At 71.6% G+C, this 13410-nt stretch carries 12 protein-coding genes; 9 read left to right on the top strand and 3 right to left on the bottom strand.

The features are described 5' to 3' along the window. Window positions 1-145 precede the first annotated feature (145 nt). The 7 genes from G3I78_RS09010 to G3I78_RS08980 all read left to right on the top strand — a co-directional run bounded on the left by G3I78_RS09010 (window position 146) and on the right by G3I78_RS08980 (window position 9470). Complete coding sequence (locus tag G3I78_RS09010) at window positions 146-898, top strand: (2Fe-2S)-binding protein (protein ID WP_164422306.1); 753 nt, start codon at window positions 146-148, stop codon at window positions 896-898. 39 nt (window positions 899-937) lie between these two features. Next, on the top strand, window positions 938-2092 hold the full coding sequence (gene glgA, locus G3I78_RS09005; RefSeq protein ID WP_164422305.1) for a glycogen synthase: 1155 nt from the start codon (window positions 938-940) through the stop codon (window positions 2090-2092). Between the two features lie 48 nt (window positions 2093-2140). Next, on the top strand, window positions 2141-3361 hold the full coding sequence (gene glgC, locus G3I78_RS09000) for a glucose-1-phosphate adenylyltransferase (RefSeq protein WP_164422304.1): 1221 nt from the start codon (window positions 2141-2143) through the stop codon (window positions 3359-3361). 99 nt (window positions 3362-3460) lie between these two features. Continuing rightward, on the top strand, window positions 3461-6073 hold the full coding sequence (locus G3I78_RS08995; RefSeq protein WP_164422303.1) for a PA14 domain-containing protein: 2613 nt from the start codon (window positions 3461-3463) through the stop codon (window positions 6071-6073). A gap of 145 nt (window positions 6074-6218) precedes the next feature. Then, entirely contained in the window at window positions 6219-7547 is a 1329-nt protein-coding gene (locus G3I78_RS08990) for a wax ester/triacylglycerol synthase family O-acyltransferase (RefSeq protein WP_164422302.1), read from the top strand. 103 nt (window positions 7548-7650) lie between these two features. Continuing rightward, window positions 7651-9156, top strand: a complete 1506-nt coding sequence (locus G3I78_RS08985; RefSeq protein ID WP_164422301.1) for an SDR family NAD(P)-dependent oxidoreductase — start codon at window positions 7651-7653, stop codon at window positions 9154-9156. Window positions 9157-9239: 83 nt separating this feature from the next. Beyond that, window positions 9240-9470, top strand: coding sequence for a hypothetical protein (locus G3I78_RS08980; protein WP_164422300.1), 231 nt, complete (start codon window positions 9240-9242; stop codon window positions 9468-9470). Window positions 9471-9474: 4 nt separating this feature from the next. Here G3I78_RS08980 and G3I78_RS08975 read toward each other — a convergent pair whose 3' ends face one another. Together G3I78_RS08975 and G3I78_RS08970 are read right to left on the bottom strand one after the other, a co-directional pair. Next, complete coding sequence (locus G3I78_RS08975) at window positions 9475-10272, bottom strand: SDR family oxidoreductase (RefSeq protein WP_164422299.1); 798 nt, start codon at window positions 10270-10272, stop codon at window positions 9475-9477. 25 nt (window positions 10273-10297) lie between these two features. Next, window positions 10298-10693 carry a hypothetical protein gene (locus G3I78_RS08970; protein ID WP_164422298.1) on the bottom strand — a complete coding sequence of 132 codons (396 nt, stop codon included), beginning with the start codon at window positions 10691-10693 and terminating at the stop codon, window positions 10298-10300. Between the two features lie 479 nt (window positions 10694-11172). On the opposite strand from G3I78_RS08970, the gene G3I78_RS51150 reads away from it, so the two are divergent. Next, on the top strand, window positions 11173-11346 hold the full coding sequence (locus tag G3I78_RS51150) for a hypothetical protein (RefSeq protein ID WP_343243690.1): 174 nt from the start codon (window positions 11173-11175) through the stop codon (window positions 11344-11346). A 51-nt stretch (window positions 11347-11397) separates the two neighbouring features. Continuing rightward, window positions 11398-11880, top strand: coding sequence for a GNAT family N-acetyltransferase (locus G3I78_RS08965; RefSeq protein ID WP_164422297.1), 483 nt, complete (start codon window positions 11398-11400; stop codon window positions 11878-11880). A 7-nt stretch (window positions 11881-11887) separates the two neighbouring features. On the opposite strand, the gene G3I78_RS08960 is transcribed toward G3I78_RS08965, so the two are convergent. Further along, complete coding sequence (locus G3I78_RS08960; RefSeq protein ID WP_164422296.1) at window positions 11888-13228, bottom strand: amidase family protein; 1341 nt, start codon at window positions 13226-13228, stop codon at window positions 11888-11890. Between the last annotated feature and the right edge of the window lie 182 nt (window positions 13229-13410).

Genomic DNA, 13410 nt, shown 5'->3' with positions numbered 1-13410 from the left:
CAACACGATGCCCGGAAAAGTTCTTCCCGTCGTCGTACCTGAGCAGGCAATGGGTCCTACTGCCGATGGAGTACAAAAGGGTCCGTGTCCTCCCCAAGGCGGGTGACACGGGGTGGAGGCCCCCTGGTGGGTACCCCTACGGGTCTTGGTACTACTGCTGGTCGTGGACCTCGACCCTGATCTCGTCGCGCTGCGGCCGCTCGGCGGCTACTTCGTACTACGGACGATCGGCAGTTCTCCGGAGGCATCGCGCCGGGCGCTGCCGACCCTCGCACAAGTCTACGAGAACTCGTCGTCGGATGTTTACGGAAATCCCATGACTTTTCGTGTCCGGAAGGTGGCCTCGGCCCTGCGCGCCCCCGAGCCGCGGATCGCGGCCTCCATCGCCCACCAGGGACTCGCGGCCCGGCTCTGGTCGGTGGCGCTGGGCTGCGCGGTCGTGTACGGCCGGATTCCCGACCTCGCGCCCGGGCGCCTGCACTGGGACCCCGACGGCAGCGCCCCCGACGACCTGTGGTTGTCCGCCGTAGAACCGGGGGAGTCCCGGCCGGGGGACGCGCCCACCCTCGCCGACGTCGTGCTCCACGGTCACCTCGAACCCCTGGCGGCCACCCTGCGCACCGAGTACCGACTCGCCACCGGACTGCTGTGGGGCAACGCCGCCTCGGCGCTCACGGGCGCCGCCCGGCAGCTGCTCCGGCGTCCGGACGTCGCCGCCCGCACCCGGGACCTCACGGCCGAACTCCTCGCGCATCCCCTGCTCGCGGGCGCGCTGGACGCCGGCACGCTCCGCCGTCGCAGCTGCTGTCTGTACTACCGGTTGCCGGACGGTGGCGTGTGCGGTGACTGTTGCTTCACACGAGCCCCGGGCCCTTCCGCGCGCGGCGCATCTGGGTGACCATGAAAGCCGACCAGCCGCTGAGACAGGGGGTTCCGGGTGCGAGTGGGCCTGCTGACGCGGGAGTACCCGCCGGACGTGTACGGCGGCGCGGGTGTCCATGTCGAGTTCCTCGCCCGGGAGTTGAGGTCCCTCGTCGACCTGGACGTGCACTGCTGGGGCGAGGGGCGCACCGAGGGCGTGGTCCGGCACCGGCCCTGGTCCGCCCTGGACACCGCCAACGACGCGCTGCGCACCTTCTCCGTGGACCTGTCCATGGCGGCCGGCCTGGAGGACCGTGAACTGGTCCACTCCCACACCTGGTACGCCAACCTCGCCGGCCACCTCGGCAAGCTCCTGCACGGCATTCCGCATGTGATGACCGCCCACTCCCTGGAGCCCCTGCGCCCCTGGAAGGCCGAGCAACTGGGCGGCGGCTACGCCCTGTCGAGCTGGGCCGAGCGCACCGCGATCGAGTCCGCCGACGCGGTGATCGCGGTCTCCGGCGCGATGCGCGAGGACATCCTCGGCTGCTACCCGGCGCTGGACCCGGCCAAGGTCCACATCGTGCACAACGGCATCGACACCGCCCTGTACCGGCCCGACCACGGCACCGACGTGCTGGACCGCATCGGCCTGGACCGTGACCGCCCCTTCGTGCTGTTCGTCGGCCGCATCACCCGCCAGAAGGGGGTGCCCCATCTGCTGCGCGCGGTACGGGACATCGACCCGGCCGCCCAGGTCGTGCTGTGTGCCGGTGCCCCCGACACCCCTGAGATCGACCGGGAGTTCCGCGAGCTGTTCGAGGAGCTGAGCCGGGTCCGCGAGGGCGTGCACTGGATCCCGCAGATGCTGCCGCGCCCCGAGGTGATCCAACTCCTCACCCACGCCACCGTGTTCGCCTGTCCTTCGGTGTACGAGCCCCTGGGCATCGTCAACCTGGAGGCGATGGCCTGCGGAACCCCCGTGGTGGCCTCGCGGGTCGGCGGCATCCCCGAGGTCGTGGACGACGGCAGGACCGGTCTGCTGGTCTCCGTGGACGACGAGTTCGAGACCGGGCTCGCGCGGGCACTCGACGCGGTGATCGGGGATCCGGGGACGGCCCGCCGGATGGGCGAGGCGGGCCGGGAGCGCGCGGTGGGCGAGTTCGGCTGGGACGCGGTCGCGCGCCGCACGGCCCGGCTCTACGAGGAGATCGTCAAACAGGCGTACTAGGCCCCGCACAAGGGCAGGCATGGGTCAACCAGGGTGAGGGGAGCGGCCATGCGTCGTGGCGGACCTTCGGTGCTCGGCATCGTACTGGCGGGCGGGGAAGGCAAACGCCTGATGCCCCTGACCACGGACCGCGCCAAACCGGCGGTCACCTTCGGAGGAACGTATCGCCTCGTCGACTTCGTCCTCTCCAACCTCGTCAACGGCGACATCCTGCGCATCTGCGTCCTCACGCAGTACAAGTCGCACTCGCTGGACCGCCACATCACCACCACCTGGCGGATGTCCAGCCTGCTCGGCAACTACGTCACCCCGGTCCCGGCCCAGCAGCGCCTCGGACCGCGCTGGTACCTGGGCAGCGCGGACGCGATCCTCCAGTCGCTGAACCTGATCTACGACGAACGCCCCGAGTACGTCGCGGTGTTCGGCGCCGACCACGTGTACCGCATGGACCCGCGCCAGATGCTCGCGCAGCACATCGAGTCCGGCGCGGGCGTCACGGTGGCCGGCATCCGGGTCCCGCGCTCGGAGTCCTCGTCGTTCGGGGTGATCTCCCCGGGCTCGGACGGGCTCACGGTGGAGCGGTTCCTGGAGAAGCCGGCCGACCCGCCGGGGCTCGCGGACGACCCGGAGTGCGTGTTCGCCTCGATGGGCAACTACATCTTCACCACCAAGGCGCTGATCGAGGCCCTGCAACGGGACTCCGAGGACGAGAACTCCGTGCACGACATGGGCGGTTCGATCCTCCCGCAGCTCACCGACCGCGGCGAGGCCCAGCTCTACGACTTCAGCGCCAACCACGTCCCCGGCGAGACCAGCCGCGACCGCGGCTACTGGCGGGACGTGGGCACCCTGGACGCCTACTACGACGCCCACATGGACCTGATCGCCGAGCGCCCCGCCTTCAACCTCTACAACCGCCAGTGGCCCATCTACACCCACTCCGGCCAGCTCTCCCCGGCCCGCTTCAACGCCGGGGGCATCGCCAGCGAGTCCATCATCAGCGCGGGCTGCCTGATCCGCGGCCAGGTCACGCGGTCCGTCCTGTCGCCCGGTGTCCTGATCGACCCGGGGGCCGTGGTGCAGGGCTCGGTGCTGCACGACAACGTCAAGATAGGCCGGGGCGCGGTGGTCCGCGGAGCCGTCCTCGACAAGAACGTCGAGGTCCCGCCGGGAGCGACGATCGGCGTGAACCCGGAGCGGGACGCCGAGCTGTACACCGTGTCCAAGGGCGGTGTGATCGCCCTGGGGAAGGGCCAGTTGGTCTCGTAGCAGGTCCGGACCAGGGACCCGCCGGGTCCCTGGACGGAAGCCGTAATCCATGTTGTCATGCCATCTCATGCCCATGACAACGTTGTTATGGAGGCTTCCGTGCACACCAGACGTCTCAGAGGACGGCTCGCGTTACTGCTGGCCGCACTGCTGGGCCTCACCGGCCTGGCCGTCGCCCCCGCTCCGGCCGCCGAGGACCCCGTCGAGGCCCGCGGCCTCAAGGGGGAGTACTGGACCCAGTCCGCCCCCGGCGCTTTCGACTTCCACGAGCTCAAGGCCACCACCTTCGACCCGAACCTCGACTTCGACACCCTCGAACCCCGCCTGGCCGCCGCCACCGGCCGCTCGGACGACGTCAGCGTCCGCTGGACCGGAAAGGTCGTCCCCGACAGGACCGGCCCCCACACCTTCTCGGTCATCGGCGACAACGGCTTCCGCCTCTGGATCGGCGGACAGCTCCTGATCGACCACTGGGTCGACGACTGGGACCGCGAACAGACCGCCCAGCCCGTCGAGTTGACCGCCGGACAGCCCTACGACATCAAGGTCGAGTACTTCGAGCACTACGGCGGCTCCAACCTCCACCTGCGCTGGGTCCGGCCCGGCGGCACCAAGGAGGCCGTCCCGCAGTCGGCCTTCCGCCTTCCCGACGGCTACGACTACGACGGCCCGGTCGCCACCACGGTCCTCGGCACCGGCCGCACCCTGAAGCTCGACTTCGCCCAGCCGCTCGCCGCACCCCCGCCCGGCCTCACCGACCACCTCCAGGCGGTGATCGGCGGCGCCAAGTGGCCCCTCGGCGACGTCGAGCCGGCCCCCGGCAACCCCCGTGCCCTGCTCGTCGCCCTCGCCGAACCCGTCGTGGGCAACAGGACCGGCACCGCACGCGGCACCGCCGACCTCCGTTACGACGGCGAGGGCGGTCTCACCGGCACGGACGGCAACGTTGTCAACTCCTTCTGGAGCAGCGGCTCCAACCGCTCGACCCACGAACTGCGCACCAAGTGGGCCGACGAGGTGGGCCCGGACAACGCCCATCCCGAGTACCCGCGCCCGCAGTTGACCCGCCAGGAGTGGCGCAACCTCAACGGCCGCTGGCAGTTCGCCGCGGCCGAGGCGGGCGAACAGCCGCCCGTCGGCAAGGACCTGGCCGAGCGCATCCTCGTCCCGTACCCGGTGGAGTCCCAGCTCTCCGGCCTCGAACGGCACGAGGACCGCATGTGGTACCGCCGTACCTTCACCGTCCCGGCCGACTGGCACATCGGCTCCGGCAAGCGGCTGAAGCTCAACTTCGGCGCCGTCGACTGGCGGTCCGAGGTGTACGTCAACGGCACCAAGGTCGCCGAACACACCGGCGGCTACGACAAGTTCGGCGCCGACGTCACCGACGCGCTGAAGCCCGGCCGCACCCAGGAACTGATCGTCGGGGTGTACGACCCCACCGACGCGGCCGACGGCGAGAACCCGCCCCTCGGCAAGCAGCGCCTCGACCCGAGCGGCATCTGGTACACCCCGTCCTCCGGTATCTGGCAGACCGTCTGGATGGAACCGGTCGCCCCCGACCACGTCGACTCCCTCAAACTGACCCCCGACGTCTCCACCGGCCGGCTGACGGTCGAGGCACAGGGTGTCCGGGACGGCGTACCGATCACGGCGACGGCGTACGACGGACGGCGGAAGGTCGCCGCGGCGCGCGGCCGGACGGGCGAGCCGCTCACCCTGACCGTCCGCGACCCGCGCCTGTGGTCGCCCGACGACCCGTTCCTCTACGACCTGAGGGTGAGCGTCGGCGCCGACCGCGTCGGCAGCTACTTCGGAATGCGCTCCATCGCCGTGGAGAACGTCGACGGCACCCCGCGCACGGTCCTCAACGGCGAGCCGGTCTTCATGATGGCCACCCTCGACCAGGGCTTCTGGCCCGACGGCCTGCACACCGCACCCACCGACGAGGCCCTGGCCCACGACCTGAAGGCGCACAAGCGGCTCGGCTTCAACGCCGTGCGCAAGCACATCAAGGTCGAGCCCGACCGCTGGTTCTACTGGGCCGACCGGCTGGGCCTGCTGGTGTGGCAGGACATGCCCGCCATGACGGCCGGCGTGAACCCGGGTCCGGCCGCCCGTGCCGAGTACGAGCGCGAGATGAAACGGATGATCGACCAGCACATCAGCAGTCCGTCGGTCGTGATGTGGGTGACCTTCAACGAGGGCTGGGGACAGTACGACATCGGCCGGATCGCCGAGCAGGCGAAGGCCTGGGACCCCACCCGTCTGGTCAACAACCAGTCAGGACTCAATCTCGGCGCCGACGGTGACGCCGGCGACATCATGGACGAGCACGGGTATCCCAGCCCCGCCCTGCCGCCCCGGCCGGACGGGAGACGTGCCCTGGTCAGCGGGGAGTACGGCGGCCTCGGCCTCGCGGTGCCCGGACACGCCTGGTCCGTGCAGCAGTCGTACGTCGACGTCGATCCGGCGACCTACACCGACGACTATCTGGGCAAGCTCGACGAGGTGCGGGCGCTGGTCTGCCAGGGGAGCAACGGAGCCGTCTACACCCAGATCACGGACGTGGAGGGAGAGCTGAACGGACTGCTCACCTATGACCGCAGGGTCCTCAAACCGGACGCCGAGCGGGTCCGGGCCGCGCACCGGGACCTGATCCGGGACGCGTCCCGGGGGACCCTGGCGGGATGCCCGGCCACCCCGGACTGATCACATCTGTCACACAAGTCCCGCCCCTTTCGGAAGGGGCGGGACTTAATCCGTTGTTAACTGAGCGTAGCTTGATCGTACTTGACCGTAATCGCCGGAGGGCGATTGACTGCTTGCCCACCTGTTGTCGACGCGAGGCAAGCCATTGACTTCTGACCTGCTCGCACCTCTCGACCTGGCGTTCTGGAACATGGAATCCGCCGAACACCCCATGCACCTGGGAGCGCTCGGCGTCTTCGCGGCCCACTCGCCCACCGCCGGAGCCCACGCGGCCGACCTGCTCGCGGGCCGGGCAGCCGCCGTGCCCGGGCTCAGGATGCGGATCCGGGACGTGTGGCCGCTCGGCTTCCCGTACGCCTTCGGAGGCGCCGCCCGGGTCCCCGACCCCGCCTTCGACCCGCTGCGGCACGTCCTGCTGCACGCCCCGACCGCGGACTTCCACACCGAGGCCGGCCGGCTCATGCAGCGGCCGCTCGACCGTGAACGGCCGCCGTGGGAGGCGCATGTGCTGCCGGGGGAGGACGGAGTCTCCTTCGCCGTGCTCTTCAAGTTTCACCACGCCCTCGCCGACGGACTGCGGGCGCTGACGCTCGCCGCCGCCGTCCTGGACCCCATGGACCTGCCCGCGCGCAGGCCGCGCCCCGAGGAGCCCGCGAAGCCGCTGCTGCCGGACGTGCGCAAGCTGCCAGGACTGGTCCGGGGCGCCGTCTCCGACCTGGGCCGTGCCCTCGACATCGGCGCCTCCGTCGCCCTGTCCTCCGTGGGGGTGCGCTCCTCGGCCGCGATCGCCGCCGAGCCCAGCGGCACCCGTCGTACCGCCGGAGTCGTCGTGGACCTCGACGACGTGCACCGCGTCCGGAAGACCCGGGGCGGCACCGTCAACGACGTACTGATCGCCGTCGTCGCGGGAGCCCTGCGCCGGTGGCTGGACGAGCGCGGCGACGGCAGCGAGGGCGTGGCACCCCGCGCCCTGATCCCGGTCTCCAAGCGCCGTCCGCGCACCGCGCACCCGCAGGGCAACCGGCTCTCCGGCTACCTGATACGGCTCCCGGTCGACGACCCCGATCCGCTGGGCCGCCTGGACACGGTCCGCACCGCCATGGACCGCAACAAGGACGCGGGCCCCAACCGCGGCGCGGGCGCCGTCGCCCTGCTCGCCGACCACGTCCCGGCCCTCGGCCACCGCCTCGGCGGACCCCTGGTCAGCCAGGGCGCCCGGCTCTGGTTCGACATCCTGGTCACCAGCGTGCCGCTGCCGAGCATCGGCCTGAAGCTCGGCGGCAACCCGGTCACCGAGGTCTACCCCTTCGCTCCGCTGGCCCGCGGCCAGTCCCTCGCCGTCGCGATCTCGACGTTCCGGGGACAGGTCCACTACGGCCTGGTCGCGGACGCCGAGGCGGTGCCTGACCTGGACCTCCTCGCCCTGGCCCTGACCGAGGAGGTGAAGGAACTGCTGGCCGCCTGCGGTCCTTGATCGTTCCCGTTTTCCGCCCAGGCCCGGCGCTGAAGTAAAATTCCGCGTTCGACCAGCGGACGCGGCCAGGGTGCCGCACGGGTGATCAGGAAACGGCAGCGCGATGACGGTGACAGACGACGGCTCGGCGACCACGCACGAGCCCGGTGACGAGGTCGAGTACGGCCCCGGCATCGACCCGGAGCGGCTGGCCGTCTGCCTGAGCGTGCTCGACGAGCTCGACAAGCTCGACGTCGACCACCCCGACGCGATCACCGTGCGCCGGGCCACCGCCGGCATCTACCGCACCGTGAAGCAGCGCCGCCGGCAGGAGCGCCGGGCCTCCAAGACCGCCCACGACAAGGCGGTCACGGAGGCCACGGCGACCGGCTCCGCCCAGCGCATCGACGACGAGACGGAGGGCATCCTCCCGTCGTCGGTCACCGAGGAGGGCCGGATCGCGGGGATACTCCAGCGCCCGCGCTCCTGCTACACCTGCAAGACCCGGTTCGTCGAGGTCGACTACTTCTACCACCAGCTCTGTCCGGACTGCGCCCGCCTGAACCGCGGCAAGCGCGACGCCCGCGCCGACCTCACCGGCAAGCGGGCCCTGCTCACCGGCGGCCGCGCCAAGATCGGCATGTACATCGCGCTCAGGCTGCTGCGCGACGGCGCCCACACCACCATCACCACGCGCTTCCCCAAGGACGCCATCCGCCGCTTCAAGGCGATGGACGACTCCGGCGACTGGCTGCACCGCCTGGAGGTCGTCGGCATCGACCTGCGCGACCCGGCCCAGTCCGTGGCTCTCGCCGAGCAGCTCGCCGCGGCGGGCCCCCTCGACATCCTCGTCAACAACGCGACCCAGACGGTACGGCGGCTGCCCTCCGCGTACGCCGCCCTGGTCGAGGGCGAGAGCGCCCCGCTGCCCGCCGGTGAACTCCCCGCCCACCACGTCATCGGCGCCTTCGGCTCCGGCGCGGTCGACGGACTCGCCTCCCTGCCCGCCGGGATCTCCGGCATCGACGCCCAGCAGGTCGCCGACCTCGCCCTGGTCGCGGGCAACGCCAGCGTGGCCCGGCACCTCGACGGCACCGCCATCGACGCGGGCGGCCTGGTCCCCGACGTCGTCGACTCCAACACCTGGGTCCAGACCATCGACCAGATCTCCCCGGTGGAGCTCCTGGAGACCCAGCTCTGCAACTACACCTCGCCGTTCATCCTGATCAGCGCCCTGCGCCCGGCCATGGCCGACGCGGCGAAGAAGGCCAGGAGCGGGCGCGCCTACGTCGTGAACGTCTCGGCGATGGAGGGCGTCTTCGGCCGCGGCTACAAGGGCGCGGGACACCCCAACACCAACGCCGCCAAGGCCGCGATGAACATGGTCACCCGGACCAGCGCCCAGGAGATGTTCCAGAGCGACGGCATCCTCATGACCTCGGTCGACACCGGCTGGATCACCGACGAGCGCCCCCACTACGACAAGCTCCGGCTCGCCGAGGAGGGCTTCCACGCCCCCCTCGACCTGGTCGACGGCGCGGCCCGGGTCTACGACCCGATCGTGCGCGGCGAGGACGGCGAGGACGTCTACGGGGTCTTCCTGAAGGACTACGCGCCCGGGAAGTGGTGAACGGACGGCACCACGGCGGCCCCGGCGTGTGGGCCGCCGCCGGCGGGGAACCCGGAGCCCGGTCCGTTCTCCCAGGAGTCGTCATGGCACACCCGCACAGCATCGATCCGCGCGCCTTCGACGACGCGCGCAACCACTACTCGACCGACGAGGAGTTCTACGCGAGCGACCGTCCGGTCCGCCACGAACTCCCCGAGGACCGGCCCCGCGGCGGCGCCGCCGACCCGGTCCGGCATCCCTGGAGCTGGGGCATGGTCGCGCTCGTCGTCTTCGCGGGCCTGATCGTCCTCATGGGCATCGCCCTGTTCCCGTGACCCCTCACGCCTGAGGCGGCACGGCCGACCGCAGCCGGTCGTGGACGGCGTACCCGCCCGGCCCCGGCCCCGCCGCCCGCACCCGGGTGCCCCCGTCCACCAGCAGATCCGCCCCGGTGATCCACTCGGCCGCGTCGGACGCCAGCCACACCACGGCCCGCGCGACGTCCTCGGGCTCCCCGACCCGGCCGAGCGGCAGATCGACGGGACCCCTCTCCCACACGAACCGCGCCATCTCCGTCCGTACGAGCCCGGGCGACACGGAGTTGACCCGCACCCGGGGCGCCAGTTCGCCCGCCAGCTGCTGGGTCAGCCGCAGCAGGGCCGTCTTGCTGGTGCCGTACGCGCCGACGTTCGGCCCGACATGCCCGGCGCCCTCGGTGCAGACGTTGACCACCGACCCGCCGTGCTCCCGCATCCATCCCCGCCACGCCTCCTGGACCAGCCGCAGCGGCGCCTCCACATTGACGGCGAACGCCTCCCTCCACGCCCTTGGGTCCACGTCCATCAGGGGGCCGTACGGCTGGTTCGTCGCCGCGTTGTTGACCACCACGTCCAGGCGCCCGAACTCGCGGAGGACGAGGTCCACGAGCGCGCGCGGCTGGCCGGGGTCGCCGACGCTGCCCGCGAGGCCGATGCCGCCCAGCTCGGCGGCGGTGCGCCGGACGTCCTTTGGGTCCCGGGCCGTCACGCACACCAGCGCCCCGGCCTCGGCCAGCAGACCGGCCACGGCGCGTCCGATGCCGCGCGTGGCCCCGGTCACCAGGGCGGCCCTGCCATGCAGTCCGTACGACGACGTCATCGCCGTACCGTCTCATGACGGACCGTCAGTCGACAGTCTCCAGACGGGAGTTGCGTGCGGCCACCAGCTCAAGGACCGCGCGCCAGTCCTCCAGCACCCCGGCGTCGAACCCGGCGGACCGGCCCTCCTCGGCGGCCTCGCGCAGACGCAGCAGGTCGTCGTCGGTGGTGGGGCCGTGCTGCCGTACGAGCGCGTGGACTCGCCGGCCCAGCAGCGGGCGTACGGCCTCGGCCGCGCGCTCGGCCCGGCCCGCCTCGTCGCCGGGGCCCAGCAGTTCGCCGATACCGCGCACCAGACCCGCGATCTGGAGCTCCTTGTCGGCGGGGCGGCTGCGGCGCAGCAGGGCGGCGGTCCGCAGCGCGTGCTGATGTCGGCAGGCGTAGAGCAGATCCATCAGCTCCTCGACACTGCGCAGCTCCATGCGTCAGTCCTCCCGAGTGTTCCGCGGGACAAGCCGTTGCCGTACCTGAGCAGATCATGGGCGGCTTGCGATTGAGCCAACGGGACCTGAACTGCGTGCCCCTCGCCCGTCGAAGGCCTGAGCGGTCCGGTAGGCCGGTCGGGTGAACCGCAAACCGCGCACGAGGGAGCAAACGCGGGCAGAGCGTGGCTGAAATGCGCGGGCCGCTTGCAATGCTTGTGCCATGTTTCCGGCCCCTATCGAGCGCACCCCCGCTCATTTGGTTAATCTGTAGCGGACGGACGGCAGTACGGGGTCCTACCCACACCCACAGTCCGTCCCGGGACAAGCCGGTCACCACGGCCTGCTCTCAACCGAGTTGCCGGCGCCACCGCGTCCGAACCCGATCTCGACCCAGACCCGAGCGGACGTCCAGACGCCAGGCCGATCATCGGACCGGTGATGTCCCGAGGGTGAGCCCGACACATAAGGAGTGCGCGGTGACACCGGAGAAGACGAATCGCGAACAGCGCCCCAAGGAACGCACGGAGCGCGCCGGCCGACGGCCGGGACAACTCGGCAGCCTCGACGTCTGGGCGCGCTCCGCCCCGATCCGGCTCGCGGGGTACGAGGACGACCTCGCCGAGCCCCACATCCTGCCCAGCGTGGACTGACCGCAGGAGCTTCGCGATCGCCGACGGCATGGGCGTGCGAGACTCACGCCCATGCTGATCAGAGAAGCCGCGGCCGACGACTGGCCGCGGATCTGGCCTTTCTGGCACCGGATCGTGGCCGCCGGGGAGACCTACACCTGGGACCCGGACACCTCCGAAGAAGCGGCGCGCACGCTCTGGATGAACCCGGCCAAGCGCGTGTACGTCGTCGAGGACGACAGCGGAACGCTCGTCGCCTCGGCCTATGTCACCCCCAACTACGGCGGCCCCGCCGCCCGGATCGCCAACGCCGGCTTCATGGTCGACCCGGACCGGGGCGGCCGCGGCTACGGCCGCGCCCTCGCCGAGCACATCCTGGCCGCCGCCGTCGCCGACGGCTACCGGGGCATGGTGTTCAACGCCGTCGTGGAGACCAACCCGGCCGTGAAGCTGTGGCTCTCACTCGGCTTCACCATCCTCGGCACCGTGCCGGACGCCTTCGAGCACCCCCGGCACGGACGGGTCGGACTGCACGTCATGCACAGAACCCTCTAGCCCGGCCTCAGTCGAGCGGCGCCGTCCGCTGCCACGGCTGCCGCCGCTCCAGCTCCTCCGCCACCTCCAGCAGCACCGTCTCCGACCCCGGCCGCGCCACCAGTTGTACGGCGGTGGGGGCGCCCGAGGGCAGGGTGCCGAGCGGAACCGACATGGCCGGCCAGCCGGTGAGGTTCCACGGCGGGGTGAGCGGCGAGTAGTTGGTGTTGATCAGGACGTTCCGCAGCCAGCCGCGCTCGTGCCAGGGCTCGGACTTCGGGGAACGGCGGGCCAGCGCCGGCATCACCAGGACGTCGTGCTCGGCGAAGAACGGCTCCAGACGCTCACGCAGCTCCTGCCGGGCCCTGCCCGTCCGTACCGTCTTCACGAAGCGCCGCCCGACCGCCGCGTGCACCCGGGTGCGCCGCGCGAGCAGCCGCGGGTCCAGCCCGGCCGCGTCCACCGAGGTCCCCGCCGTCCAGGTGCTGAGCGAGGTGAAGCCCAGCGACAGCGGGTAGGGCGGGTCGGCGCGCCGCACCTGGTGCCCCGCCTTGATGAGCAGCCCGGCCGCCTCCCGGACCGCGTTCGCGTACGGCGCGCTGACCGTGACCCCGGCCAGCGGGCTGCGCAGGGACACGGCGACGTCGAGGGTGGCGGGCGTGTCGCGGGCGAACTCGGTGTCCGCGATGACCGAAAGCAGCAGGCGGGTGTCCTCGACGGTCGTCGCGAGCGGTCCGTTTTCGGACATGCCGAACCAGTCGCTGTCGCTGATGCCGGCCGGGACCACCCCCGACCCCGGTTTCAGGGTCACCAGGCCGCAGTTGGCCGCCGGGATGCGCAGCGAACCCATGCCGTCGTTGCCGAGGGCGAGCGGCACCAGGCCCGCCGCGACCGCGGCCGCGCTGCCGCCGGAGGAGCCGCCCGCGGTGCGCGAGGTGTCCCACGGGTTGCGGGAGGTGCCGTGGACGCCCTCCGTGGTGCCGAAGACGCACAGCTCGGGCACGTTCGTCAGACCCACGACCACCGCGCCCGCGGCCCGCAGCCGGGCCACGACCACATGGTCGGCCTCGGCCGGGGTGTCCGGGGTCGCCTCGGTGCCGACGCGGTTGGCCTCGCCGCGCACGGCGAGGTTGTCCTTGACCGCCACCGGCACCCCGGCTAGAGGCAGTTCACCCAGATCACCGCGGGCGCCGACCTCCTCGGCCTCGGCCAGCGCCGCCTCGGCCCGCACCACCCGGAACGCGCCGACCCGCTCGTCCAGCCGCTCGATCCGGGCGAGGTGCTCGGCCACCACCTCCCGAGGGGTGGCCCGCTTCTCGCGGACGGCGGCGGCGATCTCGGCGGCGGTCCGGCCGACCCAGCTGGTCACGTGCGCTCCTCGGGGCTACTGGCGAGTACGTAGGGCCAACTCTGCCCGGGGGCGGGCTCCGAGTCGAGAGTGCTCGCGCTTGGACATTCGGAACGGTCCTCTTGGACTTTTGGCGCCGGGTGCTGCCGAGGGAGGGCCGCTGACCAGCAGGTCATCCGATCTCTGGAGTAACTCTCGGCTGA

It is taken from the genome of Streptomyces sp. SID13726, assembly GCF_010548375.1.
Lineage (GTDB): Bacteria > Actinomycetota > Actinomycetes > Streptomycetales > Streptomycetaceae > Streptomyces.
This window is presented reverse-complemented; position numbering and strand designations above follow the sequence as displayed.

Excerpts from the sequence above, each read along its gene's own strand:
- glgC (WP_164422304.1), top strand. The coding sequence starts at position 2,141 with ATGCGTCGTGGCGGACCTTCGGTGCTCGGCATCGTACTGGCGGGCGGG.
- G3I78_RS08985 (WP_164422301.1), top strand. The coding sequence starts at position 7,651 with ATGACGGTGACAGACGACGGCTCGGCGACCACGCACGAGCCCGGTGAC.
- G3I78_RS08980 (WP_164422300.1), top strand. The coding sequence starts at position 9,240 with ATGGCACACCCGCACAGCATCGATCCGCGCGCCTTCGACGACGCGCGC.
- G3I78_RS08975 (WP_164422299.1), bottom strand. The coding sequence starts at position 10,272 with ATGACGTCGTCGTACGGACTGCATGGCAGGGCCGCCCTGGTGACCGGG.
- G3I78_RS08970 (WP_164422298.1), bottom strand. The coding sequence starts at position 10,693 with ATGGAGCTGCGCAGTGTCGAGGAGCTGATGGATCTGCTCTACGCCTGC.
- G3I78_RS08965 (WP_164422297.1), top strand. The coding sequence starts at position 11,398 with ATGCTGATCAGAGAAGCCGCGGCCGACGACTGGCCGCGGATCTGGCCT.